The following is an 18,031-nucleotide window of genomic DNA, read 5'->3' as shown; positions in this document are numbered from 1 at the left end:
TCCAGGCTTTTCCCCGCGAGCCAGCAAAGCTGGCTCGACCTTTGCAATCAAGTCTCCCAACTGTACCTACGATCCCAGTGCAGCGGAGACCGTTTTCATGCCCCTTACCCCGAACATGCTTCTTCAGGCCGCCTCCCAGGCCAAGACTCAAGCGGTTTCCGCCACCCCCCAGGCCAGCGCCGCCGAGCCCGGGGACAAAGGCGCAAGCTTTGCCCGGGTGTTCGCCAAGGAGGCACTCGGCAAGCCGGTAGCGGCTGCCGACGGCCCGATCAAGCCGGCTCGCGACAAGGGAGGCGAAGCCGCTGCCAAGGTGGATCCGGGCAAGGGCAAGGCTGCCGCCGCTGAGCCTGCGGTTGCCGATAGCGGCAAAACCTTGCCTGCCGACAAGGCTGTTGCCAGTGACGAAAAAGTCGCCGATGACCAGGCCGCGAGCAGCGATCAGCCGCTGGCCGAGAGCACGCCGGTCGACCCGACCCTCGATCCGGCGCTGATGCAGGCGACCCAGCCGGTGCCGTTGCCGGCGCCCGAGCCGGAAGTGGCGGCCGCGCCGGTTCCAGCACAGCCGCCAGTGCAGTCGCAAACGCAGCCGGTTATACCGGTGGTGGCCAGCACCGCGATGCCAGTGCCGGTCGATCCGGAATTCGACCCTGAAGCCGATCCGCTGGATGCGCTGCCGGTGGTACGCCTGGCCATGGAGCAGAGCGGCCATGTCTCGGCTTCCAGCCAGGCGCAGAGCAAGGCGGCGCCGACCGTGGTGGCCGATGATGGGCCGACTTCGGCGCAGACCTTCGCCAGCGGCATGGCCACTATGCTGGACCTGCAGGTGGACAAGGACAGCACCGAGCAGGGCGGCGAAAAGGCCTTCAGCGGCCTGCTCGATGACGGTCTCAAGGACCTCAAGAGCGCTGCCAGCGACACCCGCGTCGACGATTTCGCCAACCGCCTGGCGGCCCTGACCCAGGCGGCCACGCCCAAGACCGCCAATGCCGTCCCGGTGAACCAGCCGCTGGCCATGCATCAGAGCGGCTGGACCGAAGAAGTGGTCAACCGGGTCATGTACCTGTCCAGCGTCAATCTGAAATCGGCCGAGATCCAGTTGCAGCCGGCCGAGCTGGGGCGCCTGGACATTCGCGTGAACATGGTGCCGGACCAGCAGACCCAGGTGACCTTCATGAGTGCCCATGTCGGCGTGCGCGAGGCCCTCGAAGGGCAGATGCATCGCCTGCGCGACATGTTCCACCAGCAAGGCATGGGGCAGGTGGACGTCAACGTCTCCGACCAGTCGCGCAACTGGCAGGGTGGCCAGGAGCAGGCCCAGCAGGGGCAGCATCGCAGCAACGGAGCCAGCGCCAGCGGTGGGCGCCTGGATGGCGTGGATGAAGAGTTGCCGCCGAGCGTCGCCGAAGTCGCCGCCAACACCAGCACGGTCATCGGCACCAGCGCCGTCGACTATTACGCCTGACCCGCTTCGGGCGTCATTGAACAGAAGATCGCCAGCCGTGTGACTCCTCGGCTGGCGATCTTTTGCTTTGCGCTTCCCCTATCCCTTCAGTTCACCCCGATTCAGACAAATCTGGCATAACACTTGCTCTTGCCTTGCCGTGCGACTGTGAAAACCCGATTAGTGACGGATTATTGGCATGGCGAAGAGCGAAGCAGCAGAGAAAACCCCCGCCGGGAAAGGCAAACTCAAGCTTATCCTCTTGATTGTTCTGGCCTTGTTGTTGGCGATCGGTTTGTCCGTCGGGGCGACCTGGTACTTCATGCACAGCAGTGCCCAGAGCAAGCCTGCCGAGACGGCCGAGACCACCAGCAGCGTCAAGCCGGCGGCCATCTATGAGCCCATGGCGCCAGCCTTCGTGGCCAACTACACGCAGAACGGCCGCCAGCGCTACATGCAGGTGAGCATCACCCTGCTGGCGCGCAACCAGTCCGATCTGGACGCGCTGAAAGTGCATATGCCGGTGATCCGCAACAACCTGGTCATGCTCTTCTCCGGCCAGAGCTTCGACACCCTGGCGACTCCGGTCGGTCAGGAAATGCTGCGTCAGAAGGCCACCGCCAGCGTGCAGGAAGTGGCCCAGAAAGAGGTCGGCAAAGTGGTGGTCGAGCAGTTGCTCTTTACTAACTTCGTACTGCAGTAGGAACACGACATGGCCGTGCAGGACCTGCTGTCCCAGGATGAGATCGACGCGCTGCTGCATGGCGTCGATGACGGTCTGGTACAGACCGAACACGCCGCCGAGCCCGGCAGCGTCAAAAGCTACGACCTGACCAGCCAGGATCGCATCGTCCGCGGACGCATGCCGACCCTGGAGATGATCAACGAGCGTTTTGCCCGCTACACCCGTATCAGCATGTTCAACATGCTGCGCCGTTCGGCGGACGTGGCGGTGGGCGGCGTGCAGGTGATGAAGTTCGGCGAATACGTGCACTCGCTGTACGTGCCGACCAGCCTCAACCTGGTGAAGATCAAGCCGCTGCGCGGTACCGCGCTGTTCATCCTCGACGCCAAGCTGGTGTTCAAGCTGGTGGACAACTTCTTCGGCGGCGACGGTCGTCACGCCAAGATCGAAGGCCGTGAATTCACCCCGACCGAATTGCGCGTGGTGCGCATGGTGCTGGAGCAGGCTTTCGTCGACCTGAAGGAAGCCTGGCAGGCGATCATGGAAGTCAACTTCGAGTACATCAACTCCGAAGTGAACCCGGCCATGGCCAACATCGTCGGCCCGAGCGAAGCGATCGTGGTCTCGACCTTCCACATCGAGCTCGATGGCGGTGGTGGCGACCTGCACGTGACCATGCCGTACTCGATGATCGAGCCGGTGCGGGAAATGCTCGACGCCGGCTTCCAGTCGGACCTGGACGACCAGGACGAGCGCTGGAGCAAGGCCCTGCGCGAAGACGTGCTGGATGTGGATGTGCCTTTGAGCGCCACGGTGGCCCGCCGGCAGTTGCGCCTGCGCGACATCCTGCACATGCAGCCAGGGGATGTGATCCCGGTGGAGCTGCCTGAAGACATGATCATGCGCGCCAACGGCGTACCGGCGTTCAAGGTCAAGCTCGGTTCGCACAAGGGCAACCTGGCCCTGCAAGTGATCGAGCCGATCGAGCGCCGTTGAGCGGCGTTGTTATGAATTCGCTTTGTTAATGATTTTTTGCCCGCCGAGGACAACATGGCTGACGAACACGAAATGACTTCCGCAGAAGACCAGGCCCTGGCTGATGAGTGGGCGGCTGCCCTGCAGGAAACCGGCGACGCCGGGCAAGACGATATCGATGCCTTGCTGGCGGCCGATGCGGCCAGCGCGCCGGCGTCCAATCGCCTGCCGATGGAAGAGTTCGGCAGCGTGCCGAAGAACAACGAGCCGGTGACCCTCGACGGTCCGAACCTGGACGTGATCCTGGATATCCCGGTATCGATCTCCATGGAGGTCGGCAGTACCGACATCAACATCCGCAACCTGCTGCAGCTCAACCAGGGGTCGGTGATCGAGCTCGATCGCCTGGCCGGCGAGCCGCTGGACGTGCTGGTCAACGGCACGCTGATCGCCCATGGCGAAGTGGTGGTGGTCAACGAGAAGTTCGGCATCCGCCTGACCGACGTGATCAGCCCGAGCGAACGCATCAAGAAGCTGCGCTAAGTGAGAAAGGCACTCGCGCTGTTCCTGGCCTGGCCGCTCTGGGCCCTGGCCGCCGAGCCGGTGGCCGGTACCGCCGCACCAGCGGTTGGCAGCAGCGGCGTGGCCGGGCAGCTGACCCAGCTGGTGCTGGGCCTGCTGCTGGTGGTGGGGCTGATCTTCTTCCTCGCCTGGCTGTTGCGCCGGGTGCAGCAGGCCGGACCGGCCGGCAAGGGCCAGGTCATCGAGCTGATCGGTTCGCGGGCGCTTGGCCCGCGGGACCGGCTGGTGCTGGTGCAGGTCGGCAACGAACAGATTCTGCTCGGCCTGACGCCGGGCACCATCACTGCGTTGCATGTGCTCAAGGAGCCGGTGCAGGTGCCGAGCACCGAGCAGGCGACTCCGGAGTTTGCCCAGCGCCTGATGGAGCTGCTGGGCAAGGATCAGAAGGATAAGAAGTAATGCCGTTGCGCCTCCTCTTGATGTTGGCCCTGATGCTGGCGGCGCCGCTGGCGCTGGCGGCCGACCCGTTGTCGATCCCGGCGATCACCCTCGGCACCAATGCCGACGGCCAGCAGGAATACTCGGTCAGCCTGCAGATCCTGTTGATCATGACCGCGCTGAGCTTCATTCCGGCGTTCGTCATGCTGATGACCAGCTTTACCCGGATCATCATCGTGTTCTCGATCCTGCGTCAGGCCCTGGGCCTGCAGCAGACGCCGTCGAACCAGATCCTCACCGGCATGGCGCTGTTCCTGACGATGTTCATCATGGCCCCGGTGTTCGACCGGGTGAACCAGGATGCCTTGCAGCCATACCTGGCGGAGAAGCTCAGCGCCCAGGACGCGGTGGCCAAGGCCCAGGTGCCGATCAAGGATTTCATGCTGGCCCAGACCCGCAGCAGCGACCTGGAGCTGTTCATGCGCCTGTCCAAGCGCACTGATATCGCGACGCCGGACCAGGCGCCGCTGACGATCCTGGTGCCGGCCTTCGTCACCTCGGAGCTGAAGACCGCGTTCCAGATCGGTTTCATGATCTTCATTCCGTTCCTGATCATCGACCTGGTGGTCGCCAGTGTGCTGATGGCCATGGGCATGATGATGCTGTCGCCGCTGATCATTTCCCTGCCGTTCAAGATCATGCTGTTCGTGCTGGTGGATGGCTGGGCCCTGATCATCGGCACCCTGGCGGGCAGTTTCGGTGGTGTTTAGAACCTTGTTGGCGGGTGACGCGTTATGACGCCTGAAGTCGCGGTAGACCTGTTTCGCGAAGCGCTCTGGCTGACCACCATGATGGTCGCCATCCTGGTGATCCCCAGCCTGCTGGTGGGCCTGCTGGTGGCGATGTTCCAGGCCGCCACCCAGATCAACGAACAGACCCTGAGCTTCCTGCCGCGCCTGCTGGTGATGCTGGTGACGCTGATCGTCGCCGGTCCCTGGCTGGTGCAGACCTTCATGGAATACATCCTGCAGTTGTACGGCAGTATTCCGCAGTTGATCGGCTGAATCATGTCTCTGCTGGCACTTACCGATACGCAGATCAGCACCTGGGTCGCCAGCTTCATGCTGCCGCTGTTTCGTATCGGCGCCGTGCTGATGACCATGCCGGTCTTCGGCACGACCCTGGTGCCGACCCGTATCCGCCTGTATTTCACCCTGGCCATCACGGTCGTGGTGGTGCCGGGCCTGCCGCCCATGCCAGCGGTCAATGCACTGGACCTCGGCGGGCTATTGCTGATTGCCGAGCAGATCATCATCGGTGCCTTGTTCGGTTTCTCCCTGCAGTTGTTCTTCCAGGCTTTCGTGATCGCCGGGCAGATCATTTCGACGCAGATGGGCATGGGCTTCGCCTCCATGGTCGACCCCACCAACGGTGTTTCGGCGGCGGTGATCGGGCAGTTCCTGACCATGCTGGTGACCTTGCTGTTCCTCGGCATGAACGGGCATCTGGTGGTCTTCGAGGTGCTGACCGAGAGCTTCACCACCTTGCCGGTGGGCAGCGCGCTGCTGGTCAACCATTTCTGGGAAATCGCCGGCAAGCTGGGTTGGGTGCTGGGCGCCGCGCTGTTGCTGGTATTGCCGGCGATCACCGCGCTGCTGGTGGTGAACATCGCCTTTGGCGTGATGACCCGCGCGGCGCCGCAGTTGAACATTTTCTCCATCGGCTTTCCGCTGACCCTGGTGCTGGGCCTGGTGATTTTCTGGGTCAGCCTGGGCGACATTCTCAACCAGTACCAACCGCTGGCCGTCGAGGCCCTGCAGTTGCTGCGCAACCTGGCACAGGCGCGTTGAACCATGGCTGAGAGCGAGAGCGGTCAGGACAAGACAGAAGACCCCACGGAGAAACGCAAGAAGGACTCCCGGGAAAAGGGCGAGATTGCCCGCTCCAAAGAGCTCAATACCCTGGCGATCACCATGATCGGCGCCGCCGGCCTGCTGATCTACGGCGCGGGAGTGGCCCAGGACCTGCTGGAAATCATGCGCCTGAATTTCTCCCTGCCGCGCGAGGTGCTGCTCAGCCCCGGCGCTATGGGCCTGTACCTGCTGCATTCGGGAAAAATCGCGATTATCGCCGCGATGCCGATCCTGCTGCCCCTGGTGCTGGCGGCGCTGATCGGTCCTATCTCCTTGGGCGGCTGGCTGTTTTCCACCAAGAGCCTGGCGCCCAAGTTCAGCCGCATGAACCCGCTCAGCGGTATGAAGCGCATGGTGTCCCCGACCTCGCTGATCGAGTTGCTCAAGGCCTTCGCCAAGTTCGTGGTGATCCTGATCGTCGCCTTGTCGGTGCTGTCTTCGGATATCGACGACCTGCTGCGGATCGCCCATGAGCCGCTGGAGCAGGCGATTATCCACAGTGTGCAAGTGGTGGCCTGGAGCACCTTGTGGATGGCCTGCGGGCTGATCCTGATCGCCGCGGTGGACGTGCCGGTGCAGCTGTACCAGAGCTACAAGAAGCTGCTGATGACAAAGCAGGAAGTGCGTGACGAGCACAAGGACCAGGAAGGGCGTCCGGAGGTCAAGCAGCGGATTCGCCAGGTCCAGCGCGAGATGTCGCAGCGGCGGATGATGGCGGCGATTCCCGAGGCGGATGTGGTCATCACTAACCCGACCCACTACGCCGTGGCGCTCAAGTACGACGCCGAAAAGGGCGGGGCGCCGGTGTTGCTGGCCAAGGGCAGCGATTTCCTGGCGCTGAAGATCCGCGAGATCGCCGTGGCCAACGAGGTGTTGTTGCTGGAGTCGCCGGCGCTGGCGCGTTCGATCTACTACTCCACCGAACTGGAGCAGGAAATCCCCGCCGGGCTTTATCTGGCGGTGGCCCAGGTGCTGGCGTATGTCTATCAGATTCGCCAGCACCGGGCCGGCAAGGGCAAGCGCCCTGATCCGCTCAAGGACCTGCCGATTCCGCCGGATTTGCGTCGCGATTCCTGAGGTCGGCGTTGGCTGTGCCGACGTTATCGCGAGCAGGCTCGCTCCTGCAGAGTCCACGCCCGGCCTGTAGGCGAGCTTGCTCGCAATGGCGCGAAAGCGCCTTGTGTGACGACTGATGGCGCAACGCCATAAATCAGTTTGTGTTCCAGGCCAAAGTTGGAAGGCTTCTTGCAATACCCGCCCTGCGCCGCCTCCAGGCGTCAAAAGTTTGCTTCAAGGGAACGGGGAATACCGGTGGATCGCTCTCAGTTAATCAGTACGGCTCGCACTAACCTGGCCGACCTCAGTCGGGGGAACCTGGGGGTGCCGCTGTTGCTGCTGGTCATGCTGGCCATGATGATGCTGCCGGTGCCGCCGTTCCTGCTGGATGTGTTCTTCACCTTCAACATCGCCCTGTCGATCGTCGTGCTACTGGTCTGTGTGTATGCCCTGCGGCCGCTGGATTTTGCGGTATTCCCGACCATCCTGCTGGTGGCGACCCTGTTGCGCCTGGCACTGAACGTGGCCTCCACGCGGGTGGTGATGCTCCACGGCCAGGACGGTCACGCCGCCGCCGGTAAAGTGATCCAGGCCTTCGGCGAGGTGGTGATCGGCGGTAACTACGTGGTCGGTATCGTGGTGTTCGCGATCCTGATGATCATCAACTTCGTGGTGGTGACCAAGGGTGCCGGGCGGATTTCCGAGGTGAGCGCGCGTTTCACCCTCGATGCGATGCCGGGCAAGCAGATGGCCATCGACGCCGACCTCAACGCCGGCCTGATCGACCAGGCCCAGGCCAAGGCCCGCCGCTCGGAAGTGGCCCAGGAGGCCGAGTTCTACGGTTCCATGGACGGTGCCAGCAAGTTCGTCCGCGGTGACGCCATCGCCGGCCTGCTGATCCTGTTCATCAACCTGATCGGCGGCATGGCGGTCGGTATCTTCCAGCACCACATGTCCTTCGGCGATGCCGGCCGGGTCTACGCCTTGCTGACCATCGGTGACGGTTTGGTGGCGCAATTGCCATCGCTGCTGCTGTCCACCGCGGCCGCGATCATGGTGACCCGTGCTTCCGGTTCCGAAGACATGGGCAAACAGATCAACCGGCAGATGTTCGCCTCGCCCCGGGCCCTGGCTGTCGCCGCTGGCCTGATGGCGGTGATGGGCCTGGTGCCGGGCATGCCGCACTTTTCCTTCCTGAGCATGGCGGCCCTGGCGGCCGGCGGCGCGTACCTGTTCTGGAAGCGCCAGAACGTGGTCAAGGTCAAGGCGCTGGAAGAGGTCAAGCGCCAGCAGGAACTGCTGCCATCGCCGGCCCGCGCCCAGGAAACCAAGGAGCTGGGCTGGGACGATGTGACCCAGATCGACATGATCGGCCTGGAAGTCGGCTACCGCCTGATTCCCCTGGTGGACCGCAACCAGGGTGGGCAATTGCTGGCGCGGATCAAGGGCGTGCGCAAGAAGCTGTCCCAGGACCTGGGCTTCCTCATGCCCACCGTGCATATTCGCGACAACCTCGACCTGGCGCCCAGCGCTTACCGGCTGACGCTGATGGGGGTGATCCTGGCCGAGGCCGAGATTTACCCGGATCGCGAGCTGGCGATCAACCCGGGGCAGGTCTATGGCACGCTCAACGGCATCAACGCCAAAGATCCGGCCTTCGGCCTGGAGGCGGTGTGGATCGAGATCAGCCAGCGCGCCCAGGCGCAGTCGCTGGGCTACACCGTGGTCGACGCCAGCACCGTGGTCGCCACCCACCTCAACCAGATTCTGTACAAGCACTCCAGCGAGCTGATCGGCCACGAAGAAGTCCAGCAGCTCCTGCAATTGCTGGCCAAGGGCTCGCCGAAGCTGGCGGAAGAGCTGGTGCCGGGCGTGCTTTCGTTGTCCCAGCTGCTCAAGGTGCTGCAGGCGCTGCTGGCCGAACAGGTGCCGGTGCGCGATATCCGCAGCATTGCCGAGGCCATCGCGAACAATGCCGCCAAGAGTCAAGATACTGCCGCTTTGGTGGCCGCGGTGCGTGTCGGATTGTCGCGTGCCATCGTGCAAAGCATTGTAGGCACTGAGTCCGAGCTGCCTGTGATCACCTTGGAACCCAGGTTGGAACAGATTTTGCTCAATAGTCTGCAGAAGGCAGGACAAGGCTCGGAAGAGGGTGTCCTGTTGGAGCCAAGCATGGCTGAGAAGCTGCAGCGTTCGTTGATCGAAGCCGCGCAGCGCCAGGAAATGCAAGGTCAACCGGTGATTCTGCTGGTAGCCGGTCCGGTCCGCGCGATGCTCTCGCGGTTCGGGCGCCTGGCGGTCCCGGGCTTGCACGTGTTGGCGTACCAGGAAATCCCTGACAACAAGCAAGTGACCATCGTTGCGACAGTAGGGCCCAACGGCTGAGGTAGTGGGTTATGCAAGTTAAGCGTTTTTTCGCCGCCGATATGCGTCAGGCCATGAAGCTGGTTCGTGATGAGCTGGGCGCCGACGCCGCCATCATTGGCAATCGCCGCATCGCCGGCGGTGTCGAGCTGACGGCTGCCCTGGATTACAAGCTGTCGGCGCTGGCGCCACGGGTGCCGAACATGGAGCTCGAGGACGAACTGCGCAAGACTCAGTCGCGCATTGTCACCGCCCAGGCCGAACTGAGCCTGCGTGGCGACGGCGATGCCAGCACCAATCGCCAGCTGTTCGCCGGCCTGCCGCTGACCGCCGCCGAGCCGCTGATCGAACCTACGTTCAACGAGCCCCAGCGCCCGGCCCCGGTGGTCGCTGCGCCGGCTGTCGATCAGCGGGCACTGGACTCGATGCGTTTTGAACTCAACGGCCTGCGCGAGCTGCTGGAAGTCCAGCTCGGCTCCCTGGCCTGGAGCCAGCTGCAAGGCAGCCGGCCCGAACAGGCCAACCTGTGGCGGCGCCTGCAGCGTATCGGCTTGTCCGGTCCGCTGGCCCGCGACCTGCTGGCGCTGATCACTGAAATCGACGAACCCCGCCAGGCCTGGCGCATGCTCCTGGCCCACCTGGCGCGGATGATCGCGACCCCGGAAGTCGAGCCACTGGAGGAGGGCGGTGTGATCGCCATGGTCGGCCCCGCTGGCATGGGCAAGACCACCACCCTGGCCAAGCTGGCCGCCCGTTACGTACTCAAGTACGGCGCGCAGAACATCGCGCTGGTGAGCATGGACAGCTACCGCATCGGCGCCCAGGAGCAGCTCAAGACCCTGGGCCGGATCCTCAACGTCTCGGTGACCCATGTCGACCCGGGCCAGTCCCTGGCGCAAGCCCTCGATCCGCTGCTGCGCAAGCGCGTGGTGCTGATCGACACCGCCGGCCTACAAGCCAGCGACCCGGCCCTGCGTATGCAGCTGGAAAGCCTGGCCGGACGTGGCATCCGGGCAAAAAATTATCTGGTCTTGGCAACCACCAGCCAGAAACAGGTTCTAACCGCCGCATACCACAGCTACAAGCGTTGCGGGCTGGCCGGCTGCATCCTGACTAAACTGGATGAAACCGCCAGCCTTGGTGAAGTGTTGAGCCTGGCGATCAGTCACGAACTCCCCGTTGCCTATCTGACCGATGGCCCGCGGATTCCGGACGATCTGCACTTGCCGCGCCGTCACCAGCTGGTCAGTCGTGCGGTGAGCGTGCAGATGCAGGAAGAACCCAGCGAAGAAGCCATGGCTGACATGTTCGCTGACCTCTACCACAACCCGACCAAGCGGGTTGGCTGAGGGAATCATGAAAAGATTGCAATGTACCTACATCGATGGTCTGCCAGGCATTGTTCCGTTGGTGAACGCGCAGCCAGTTATGTGGCCCCGTCTAAGTAAGACAAGGTAAAGAAAGAACATGGGCAGCATGCATCCCGTACAGGTGATCGCGGTGACCGGCGGCAAAGGTGGCGTCGGCAAGACTAACGTGTCAGTGAACTTGTCCCTGGCCCTAGCGGAGCTCGGCCGGCGCGTCATGCTGCTGGACGCCGACCTGGGCCTGGCCAACGTCGACGTGCTATTGGGGCTGACCCCCAAACGGACCCTCGCCGACGTGATCGAAGGCCGCTGCGAGCTGCGCGATGTGCTGCTCCAGGGGCCGGGTGGAATCCGTATCGTGCCGGCGGCGTCCGGCACCCAGAGCATGGTTCATCTGAGCCCGGCGCAGCATGCCGGCCTGATCCAGGCCTTCAGCGACATCGGCGACAACCTCGATGTGCTGGTGATCGACACCGCCGCCGGCATCGGCGACTCGGTGGTCAGCTTCGTCCGCGCGGCCCAGGAAGTGTTGCTGGTGGTCTGCGACGAGCCGACCTCGATCACCGACGCCTACGCGCTGATCAAGCTGCTCAACCGCGACTACGGCATGAACCGCTTCCGCGTGCTCGCCAACATGGCGCAGAGCCCGCAGGAAGGGCGCAACCTGTTCGCCAAGTTGACCAAGGTCACGGATCGCTTCCTGGACGTGGCCCTACAATATGTCGGCGCCGTGCCTTACGACGAATGCGTGCGCAAGGCCGTGCAAAAGCAGCGTGCGGTCTATGAGGCGTTTCCGCGTTCGAAATGCGCGCTGGCGTTCAAGGCCATCGCGCAGAAGGTCGATACCTGGCCGTTGCCGGCCAACCCACGCGGACATCTGGAATTTTTCGTCGAGCGGCTCGTGCATCAGACAGCGGGACCGGTGCTATGAGCGCCAGCGGCTACAACCTTTACAAAAAGTCGGCACGTGACAGCCAGTACGAATTGATCGAGCGCTATGCGCCTCTGGTCAAGCGTATTGCCTATCACTTGCTGGCGCGCCTGCCGGCCAGTGTCCAGGTCGAAGACCTGATCCAGGCCGGGATGATCGGTCTGCTCGAAGTGTCGACCAAGTACGACGCGAGCAAGGGCGCGAGTTTCGAGACCTACGCGGGTATCCGTATCCGCGGTGCGATGCTCGATGAGGTCCGTAAAGGTGACTGGGCGCCGCGTTCGGTACATCGCAATACCCGGATGGTGAGCGATGCCATTCGCGCAATTGAAGCTAAAACCGGTCGTGACGCTAAAGATCATGAAGTTGCGGCCGAACTTCAATTGAGTCTCGACGATTATTACGGGATTTTGAACGACACCTTGGGCAGTCGCCTGTTCAGCTTCGACGACCTGTTGCAGGACGGCGAGCATGAAGGGCTGCATGAGGATGGCGCGAGTGCTCATCTCGAGCCGTCGCGCGACCTGGAGGACGAACGTTTCCAGGCTGCGCTGGCGGACGCGATTGCCAATTTGCCGGAGCGTGAGCGACTGGTCTTGGCGCTGTACTACGACGAAGAGCTGAACCTCAAGGAAATCGGTGAGGTCCTGGGGGTCAGCGAATCGCGGGTCAGCCAGTTACACAGCCAGTGCGCGGCCCGTTTGCGGGGGCGTTTGGGAGAGTGGCGAGCGCGCTGACAGGCAGTGTGGGGGACACTGCGGACGAGACTGGCACGACGTGGCCGGGCTTGCGGTGTGTATTCCATGCAGTCGTTGAGTGCTCTGCCTGATTGATTGAATGGCGCGTTCAGGTGCTGGACGCGTTTAAGACTGCTTGGAGGTCGAATTGGACAAGAACATGAAAATCCTCATCGTTGATGACTTCTCAACGATGCGGCGGATCATAAAAAACCTGTTGCGTGACCTGGGGTTCACCAACACGGTCGAGGCTGACGATGGCACCACCGCCATTCCGGTCCTCAACAGTGGGAGCATCGACTTTCTGGTAACGGACTGGAACATGCCCGGCATGACCGGTATCGATCTGCTGCGCCATGTGCGCGCCGATGAAAAACTCAAGCACCTGCCGGTACTCATGGTGACCGCTGAAGCCAAGCGCGAACAGATCATCGAAGCGGCCCAGGCCGGCGTAAACGGTTATGTGGTCAAGCCCTTCACGGCCCAGGCGTTGAAAGAGAAGATCGAGAAGATCTTCGAACGCATCGGTTGAGAGTGGAATCATTCCGCCACGGGGGAGCTATGGAGCACAACGAATCTTCATTGGGCGATTTCGAATCGACCCTGAAAAAACACGCACTCGAACTGGTCGACAGCCTTGAAAAAGGCAAGTTCGGCGAAGCCGTGCAACTGATCCATGAGCTCAACCAGACCCGTGACCGCGGCCTGTACCAGGAGGTCGGCAAGCTCACCCGCGAGCTGCATAGCGCCATCGTCAATTTCCAGATTGACCCGCATATGCCGCAAGCCGAGGAAGTTTCACAGATCACGGATGCCACCGAGCGCCTGTCCTATGTGGTCAGGCTGACCGAGGCCGCGGCCAACCGCACCATGGATCTGGTCGAGAGCGCCACCCCGCTGGTCAATGGCCTGAGCAGCGAAGCCCAGGCCCTGAGCGCCGATTGGGGGCGTTTCATGCGCCGCGAACTGGGCGCCGAGGAATTCCGCGACCTGGCCCGCCGGGTGGACGGTTTCCTGACCCGCAGCGAGCAAGAGACGCGCGCGGTATCGAGCAACCTCAACGACATTCTGCTGGCGCAGGACTACCAGGACCTGACCGGTCAGGTGATCAAGCGCGTGACCCAGTTGGTCACCGAAGTCGAGAGCAACCTGCTCAAACTGGTCCTGATGGCCAGCCAGGTCGATCGTTTTGCCGGCATCGAACATGACCGTGAATCGATCCTCGCTGAAAAAGATCCGCAAAAACATCTGGCCAAGGGTGAAGGTCCGCAGATTCATGCCGATAAACGTGAAGACGTTGTATCCGGTCAGGACGATGTCGACGATTTGCTTTCCAGCCTTGGATTTTAGGCTCAGACCTAGTAGGAGCACCCATTAATGAGCTTCGGCGCCGATGAAGAAATCCTTCAGGATTTTCTGGTTGAGGCCGGCGAGATTCTAGAGCAACTGTCCGAACAACTGGTCGAGCTGGAAAGCCGGCCGGACGATGCGGATCTGCTCAACGCAATTTTTCGCGGTTTTCACACTGTAAAAGGGGGCGCCGGCTTCCTCCAGCTCAACGAGCTGGTGGAGTGCTGCCACATCGCCGAGAACGTGTTCGACATCCTGCGCAAGGGTGAGCGCCGCGTCGACGCGGAACTGATGGACGTCGTGCTCGAGGCGCTGGACGCGGTGAACGGCATGTTCGGCCAGGTGCGCGAGCGTACCGAGATCACCGCCGCCACCCCGGAGCTGCTGGCTGCCCTGGCCCGCCTGGCCGAGCCTGCGGGGGCCGAGGAGGTCGCCGCGCCGGTGGCCGAGGTTGAGACAGTTGTTGAAGCCGTTGCCGAGCCGGTCGCCGAATCGACCGAAAGCGAGTCCGGCGATATTACCGACAGCGAGTTCGAGCAGCTGCTCGATTCGCTCAATGCCGTCAAGGCCGAGGCCGAAGCTCCGGCTGCTGTTGCCCCTGCGGCACCCGTTGCCGGCAGCGAAGCGGCCAGCGACGAAATCACCGATGCCGAGTTCGAGTCGCTGCTCGATCAATTGCATGGCAAGGGCCAGTTCGCACCGGATGCGGTGGCCCCTTCGGCCACGGCGCCGGCTGCGGAAAAAGCCGCGGCCAGCGACGAAATCACCGATGACGAATTCGAAGCCCTGCTGGACCAGCTGCATGGCAAAGGCAACTTTGCGGTCGATGCGCTGGACTCCGCGGTGGCGGCGGCGGTACCGCCGGCTGCGCCAAGCGCGGCCGCCGCCGGTAGCGACCTGATCACCGACCAGGAATTCGAATCCCTGCTCGACGAGCTGCATGGCAAGGGCAAGTTCTCTGAAGTGCCCGCTGCCGCGGCGACCGTGGGTAGCGCAACGGCCGTCACGGCTCCGGCGCCTGCCGCCGTCGCCAAGCCCGCGGTGAAGAAGCCTGAAGCCAAGGCCGAAATGCCAAAACCGGCTCCAGCCGCTGCTGCGGCGCCCGCTCGTGCTCCGGCTGCCGCCCCGGCGGAAAAACCGGTCAGCGAAGCCGAAACCACCGTGCGGGTCGATACCGCGCGGCTGGACGAAATCATGAACATGGTCGGCGAGCTGGTGCTGGTGCGTAACCGCTTGGTGCGCCTGGGGCTCAACAGCGGCGACGAAGCCATGTCCAAGGCCGTGTCGAACCTCGACGTGGTCACGGCCGACTTGCAGACCGCGGTGATGAAGACCCGGATGCAGCCGATCAAGAAGGTCTTCGGGCGCTTCCCGCGCCTGGTTCGCGACCTGGCCCGCCAGCTCAAGAAAGAGATCAACCTGGAGCTGGTCGGCGAAGAGACCGACCTCGACAAGAACCTCGTCGAGGCCCTGGCCGATCCGCTGGTGCACTTGGTGCGCAACGCCGTCGACCACGGTATCGAGTCGCCGCAAGAGCGCGAGGAGGCGGGCAAGTCCCGTGGCGGCAAGGTGGTGCTGGCGGCCGAGCAGGAAGGCGACCATATCCTGCTGTCGATCTCCGACGACGGCAAAGGCATGGACCCGAATGTCCTGCGCGCCATTGCGGTCAAACGTGGGGTGATGGACAAGGATGCCGCCGATCGCCTGAGCGACACCGAGTGCTACAACCTCATCTTCGCCCCGGGCTTCTCGACCAAGACCGAGATCTCCGACGTGTCCGGCCGGGGCGTGGGCATGGACGTGGTGAAGACCAAGATTTCCCAGCTCAACGGTTCGATCAACATCTACTCGACCAAGGGCCAGGGTTCGAAGATCGTCATCAAGGTGCCGTTGACCCTGGCGATCATGCCGACCCTGATGGTGATGCTGGGCAACCAGGCGTTCGCCTTCCCGCTGGTCAACGTCAACGAAATCTTCCACCTGGACCTGTCGCGCACCAACGTGGTCGACGGCCAGGAGGTGGTGATCGTCCGCGACAAGGCGCTGCCACTGTTCTACCTCAAGCGCTGGCTGGTCAGCTCCGCCGCTCACGAAGAGCAGCGCGAAGGCCATGTGGTGATCCTTTCGGTCGGCACCCAGCGGATCGGCTTCGTCGTCGATCAACTGGTCGGCCAGGAAGAAGTCGTCATCAAGCCATTGGGCAAGATGCTCCAGGGAACCCCGGGCATGTCGGGCGCCACCATTACCGGTGACGGCCGCATCGCACTGATTCTCGATGTTCCGAGCATGCTCAAGCGTTACGCCGCACGGCGTATTTGAATACCGGAGGGGCGGGGCCATTTGCCTTGCCCCGCCTAACGGAGTGTTTATGGCAGTCAAGGTCCTGGTGGTGGATGATTCGGGTTTTTTCCGCCGCCGCGTCTCGGAAATTCTTTCAGCGGATATCAATATCCAGGTCGTCGGTACCGCGACCAACGGCAAAGAGGCGATCGATCAGGCACTGGCACTCAAGCCGGACGTGATCACCATGGACTACGAGATGCCGATGATGGATGGCATCACGGCCGTGCGGCACATCATGCAGCGCTGCCCGACGCCGGTATTGATGTTCTCCTCGCTGACCCATGAAGGCGCCCGGGTAACCCTGGATGCGCTGGATGCCGGCGCGGTGGATTTCCTGCCGAAGAACTTCGAAGACATCTCGCGCAATCCCGAGAAGGTCAAGCAACTGCTGTGCGAGAAGGTCCATAGCATCTCGCGCAGTAACCGTCGTTTCAGCAGCTACAGTGCGCCGGCGCCACAACCGGCGGCGGCACCGAAGCCTGCGCCAACGAGCACCAGCAGCTTCGGCGGCACGGCCCCGGCGCGCCCGGCTCCGGCGCCGATTCCCGCCCGCACGCCGGCCGCTGGCGCGTCGTCGCCGGCGCCCAAGCGCAAGGCCTACAAACTGGTGGCCATCGGTACCTCTACCGGTGGTCCAGTGGCGCTGCAGCGGGTGCTGACCCAGTTGCCGGCCAACTTCCCGGCGCCGATCGTGCTGATCCAGCACATGCCGGCGGCCTTCACCAAGGCGTTCGCCGAGCGCCTGGACAAGCTTTGCCGGATCAGCGTCAAGGAAGCCGAGGATGGCGACATCCTGCGTCCGGGCCTGGCGCTGCTGGCACCGGGCGGCAAGCAGATGATGGTCGACGGCCGTGGCGCGGTGAAAATCCTCCCGGGCGACGAGCGCCTGAACTACAAGCCGTGCGTGGACATCACCTTCGGTTCGGCGGCCAAGTCCTACGGCGACAAAGTTCTGGCGGTGGTCCTCACCGGCATGGGCGCCGACGGCCGCGAAGGCGCGCGCCTGCTCAAGCAGGGCGGTAGCGCGGTCTGGGCCCAGGATGAGGCGAGCTGTGTGATCTACGGGATGCCGATGGCGATCGTCAAGGCGGAGCTGGCGGATGCGGTGTACGGCCTGGACGACATTGGCAAGCATCTGGTCGAGGCCTGTCTCTGATGGATGTTCTAAGCCTCATCGGGATCATCATGGCGTTCGTCGCCATCATCGGTGGCAACTACCTCGAAGGCGGTCATCTGTCGGCCCTGGCCAATGGTCCGGCGGCGCTGATCGTGCTGGGCGGGACCATCGGCGCGGCGTTGCTGCAATCGCCGCTGAGCGCCTTCAAGCGCGCCATGCAGATCCTCGGCTGGATCCTGTTTCCGCCGCGGGTCGACCTGCCGGGGGGCATCGATCGTGTCGTCAACTGGAGCCTGACCGCCCGCAAGGAAGGCCTGCTGGGCCTGGAAGGCGTGGCCGATGCCGAGCCCGACACCTATTCGCGCAAGGGCCTGCAGCTGCTGGTGGACGGTGCCGAGCCGGAGTCCATCCGCAGCATCCTGGAAGTGGATTTCTACACCCAGGAAAGCCGCGACATCGAAGCGGCAAAAGTCTTTGAAAGCATGGGCGGCTACGCGCCGACCATCGGCATCATCGGTGCGGTCATGGGCCTGATCCATGTGATGGGCAACCTGGCCGACCCTTCGCAACTGGGCAGCGGTATCGCCGTGGCCTTCGTCGCCACCATCTACGGCGTGGCCAGCGCCAACCTGGTGTTGCTGCCGATCGCCGCCAAGCTCAAGTCCATAGCCTTGCGCCAGTCGCGTTATCGCGAAATGTTGCTTGAAGGAATCCTGTCGATTGCCGAAGGTGAAAACCCTCGTTCCATTGAGTTGAAGCTGCAAGGCTTCATGGATTGATGGGGGTAATGGA

18 protein-coding genes are annotated in these 18,031 nt (G+C 63.1%); all 18 read left to right on the top strand.

Going from position 1 to position 18,031, the window contains the following annotated elements; translation table 11 throughout:
- Nucleotides 1-97 precede the first annotated feature (97 nt).
- Nucleotides 98-1,462, top strand: coding sequence for a flagellar hook-length control protein FliK (locus CRO75_RS03520; RefSeq protein WP_097134451.1), 1,365 nt, complete (start codon nucleotides 98-100; stop codon nucleotides 1,460-1,462).
- Nucleotides 1,463-1,640: 178 nt separating this feature from the next.
- Nucleotides 1,641-2,144, top strand: a complete 504-nt coding sequence (gene fliL / locus CRO75_RS03515) for a flagellar basal body-associated protein FliL (RefSeq protein ID WP_097134450.1) — start codon at nucleotides 1,641-1,643, stop codon at nucleotides 2,142-2,144.
- A 9-nt stretch (nucleotides 2,145-2,153) separates the two neighbouring features.
- On the top strand, nucleotides 2,154-3,122 hold the full coding sequence (fliM, locus tag CRO75_RS03510) for a flagellar motor switch protein FliM (RefSeq protein WP_009042741.1): 969 nt from the start codon (nucleotides 2,154-2,156) through the stop codon (nucleotides 3,120-3,122).
- A gap of 54 nt (nucleotides 3,123-3,176) precedes the next feature.
- Nucleotides 3,177-3,644, top strand: a complete 468-nt coding sequence (gene fliN, locus CRO75_RS03505) for a flagellar motor switch protein FliN (RefSeq protein ID WP_009042742.1) — start codon at nucleotides 3,177-3,179, stop codon at nucleotides 3,642-3,644.
- Nucleotides 3,645-4,082, top strand: a complete 438-nt coding sequence (gene fliO, locus CRO75_RS03500; RefSeq protein WP_087088873.1) for a flagellar biosynthetic protein FliO — start codon at nucleotides 3,645-3,647, stop codon at nucleotides 4,080-4,082.
- Complete coding sequence (fliP, locus tag CRO75_RS03495; protein ID WP_007922525.1) at nucleotides 4,082-4,831, top strand: flagellar type III secretion system pore protein FliP; 750 nt, start codon at nucleotides 4,082-4,084, stop codon at nucleotides 4,829-4,831. The genes fliO and fliP overlap by 1 nt, the downstream gene beginning before the upstream one ends.
- Nucleotides 4,832-4,855: 24 nt before the next feature.
- Entirely contained in the window at nucleotides 4,856-5,125 is a 270-nt protein-coding gene (fliQ, locus tag CRO75_RS03490; protein ID WP_003184009.1) for a flagellar biosynthesis protein FliQ, read from the top strand.
- Nucleotides 5,126-5,128: 3 nt separating this feature from the next.
- A complete protein-coding gene (gene fliR / locus CRO75_RS03485) occupies nucleotides 5,129-5,911 on the top strand; it encodes a flagellar biosynthetic protein FliR (RefSeq protein ID WP_085530161.1) in 783 nt (260 codons plus the stop codon).
- A gap of 3 nt (nucleotides 5,912-5,914) precedes the next feature.
- Nucleotides 5,915-7,051, top strand: coding sequence for a flagellar biosynthesis protein FlhB (flhB, locus tag CRO75_RS03480; protein WP_009042746.1), 1,137 nt, complete (start codon nucleotides 5,915-5,917; stop codon nucleotides 7,049-7,051).
- A gap of 234 nt (nucleotides 7,052-7,285) precedes the next feature.
- A complete protein-coding gene (flhA, locus tag CRO75_RS03475; RefSeq protein ID WP_009042747.1) occupies nucleotides 7,286-9,415 on the top strand; it encodes a flagellar biosynthesis protein FlhA in 2,130 nt (709 codons plus the stop codon).
- A gap of 11 nt (nucleotides 9,416-9,426) precedes the next feature.
- Nucleotides 9,427-10,743, top strand: coding sequence for a flagellar biosynthesis protein FlhF (flhF, locus tag CRO75_RS03470; protein WP_009042748.1), 1,317 nt, complete (start codon nucleotides 9,427-9,429; stop codon nucleotides 10,741-10,743).
- Between the two features lie 118 nt (nucleotides 10,744-10,861).
- Entirely contained in the window at nucleotides 10,862-11,692 is an 831-nt protein-coding gene (gene fleN, locus CRO75_RS03465; protein WP_007922506.1) for a flagellar synthesis regulator FleN, read from the top strand.
- Nucleotides 11,689-12,429 (top strand): RNA polymerase sigma factor FliA, encoded by a 741-nt coding sequence (gene fliA / locus CRO75_RS03460; protein ID WP_007922505.1) that lies wholly within the window; start codon nucleotides 11,689-11,691, stop codon nucleotides 12,427-12,429. Before fleN ends, fliA begins: the two co-directional genes overlap by 4 nt.
- 160 nt (nucleotides 12,430-12,589) lie before the next feature.
- Nucleotides 12,590-12,961, top strand: a complete 372-nt coding sequence (locus CRO75_RS03455; RefSeq protein WP_003183998.1) for a chemotaxis response regulator CheY — start codon at nucleotides 12,590-12,592, stop codon at nucleotides 12,959-12,961.
- Between the two features lie 29 nt (nucleotides 12,962-12,990).
- Nucleotides 12,991-13,779, top strand: a complete 789-nt coding sequence (locus CRO75_RS03450) for a protein phosphatase CheZ (protein ID WP_009042749.1) — start codon at nucleotides 12,991-12,993, stop codon at nucleotides 13,777-13,779.
- Between the two features lie 27 nt (nucleotides 13,780-13,806).
- Entirely contained in the window at nucleotides 13,807-16,098 is a 2,292-nt protein-coding gene (locus CRO75_RS03445) for a chemotaxis protein CheA (RefSeq protein WP_097134449.1), read from the top strand.
- 49 nt (nucleotides 16,099-16,147) lie between these two features.
- A complete protein-coding gene (locus CRO75_RS03440) occupies nucleotides 16,148-17,278 on the top strand; it encodes a chemotaxis response regulator protein-glutamate methylesterase (protein ID WP_092418067.1) in 1,131 nt (376 codons plus the stop codon).
- Entirely contained in the window at nucleotides 17,278-18,018 is a 741-nt protein-coding gene (locus CRO75_RS03435) for a flagellar motor protein (protein ID WP_007922500.1), read from the top strand. The genes CRO75_RS03440 and CRO75_RS03435 overlap by 1 nt, the downstream gene beginning before the upstream one ends.
- The last annotated feature ends 13 nt before the right edge of the window (nucleotides 18,019-18,031 follow it).

Origin of the sequence: Pseudomonas sp. LAMO17WK12:I10, from assembly GCF_900215185.1 — a bacterium.
Taxonomy (GTDB): Bacteria; Pseudomonadota; Gammaproteobacteria; order Pseudomonadales; family Pseudomonadaceae; genus Aquipseudomonas; species Aquipseudomonas chlororaphis.
This window is presented reverse-complemented; position numbering and strand designations above follow the sequence as displayed.

Excerpts from the sequence above, each read along its gene's own strand:
- fliM (WP_009042741.1), top strand. The coding sequence starts at position 2,154 with ATGGCCGTGCAGGACCTGCTGTCCCAGGATGAGATCGACGCGCTGCTG.
- CRO75_RS03450 (WP_009042749.1), top strand. The coding sequence starts at position 12,991 with ATGGAGCACAACGAATCTTCATTGGGCGATTTCGAATCGACCCTGAAA.
- fleN (WP_007922506.1), top strand. The coding sequence starts at position 10,862 with ATGGGCAGCATGCATCCCGTACAGGTGATCGCGGTGACCGGCGGCAAA.
- CRO75_RS03455 (WP_003183998.1), top strand. The coding sequence starts at position 12,590 with ATGAAAATCCTCATCGTTGATGACTTCTCAACGATGCGGCGGATCATA.
- CRO75_RS03440 (WP_092418067.1), top strand. The coding sequence starts at position 16,148 with ATGGCAGTCAAGGTCCTGGTGGTGGATGATTCGGGTTTTTTCCGCCGC.
- CRO75_RS03435 (WP_007922500.1), top strand. The coding sequence starts at position 17,278 with ATGGATGTTCTAAGCCTCATCGGGATCATCATGGCGTTCGTCGCCATC.
- fliN (WP_009042742.1), top strand. The coding sequence starts at position 3,177 with ATGGCTGACGAACACGAAATGACTTCCGCAGAAGACCAGGCCCTGGCT.
- fliL (WP_097134450.1), top strand. The coding sequence starts at position 1,641 with ATGGCGAAGAGCGAAGCAGCAGAGAAAACCCCCGCCGGGAAAGGCAAA.
- flhF (WP_009042748.1), top strand. The coding sequence starts at position 9,427 with ATGCAAGTTAAGCGTTTTTTCGCCGCCGATATGCGTCAGGCCATGAAG.
- flhB (WP_009042746.1), top strand. The coding sequence starts at position 5,915 with ATGGCTGAGAGCGAGAGCGGTCAGGACAAGACAGAAGACCCCACGGAG.
- CRO75_RS03445 (WP_097134449.1), top strand. The coding sequence starts at position 13,807 with ATGAGCTTCGGCGCCGATGAAGAAATCCTTCAGGATTTTCTGGTTGAG.
- fliA (WP_007922505.1), top strand. The coding sequence starts at position 11,689 with ATGAGCGCCAGCGGCTACAACCTTTACAAAAAGTCGGCACGTGACAGC.
- CRO75_RS03520 (WP_097134451.1), top strand. The coding sequence starts at position 98 with ATGCCCCTTACCCCGAACATGCTTCTTCAGGCCGCCTCCCAGGCCAAG.
- fliQ (WP_003184009.1), top strand. The coding sequence starts at position 4,856 with ATGACGCCTGAAGTCGCGGTAGACCTGTTTCGCGAAGCGCTCTGGCTG.
- fliR (WP_085530161.1), top strand. The coding sequence starts at position 5,129 with ATGTCTCTGCTGGCACTTACCGATACGCAGATCAGCACCTGGGTCGCC.
- fliP (WP_007922525.1), top strand. The coding sequence starts at position 4,082 with ATGCCGTTGCGCCTCCTCTTGATGTTGGCCCTGATGCTGGCGGCGCCG.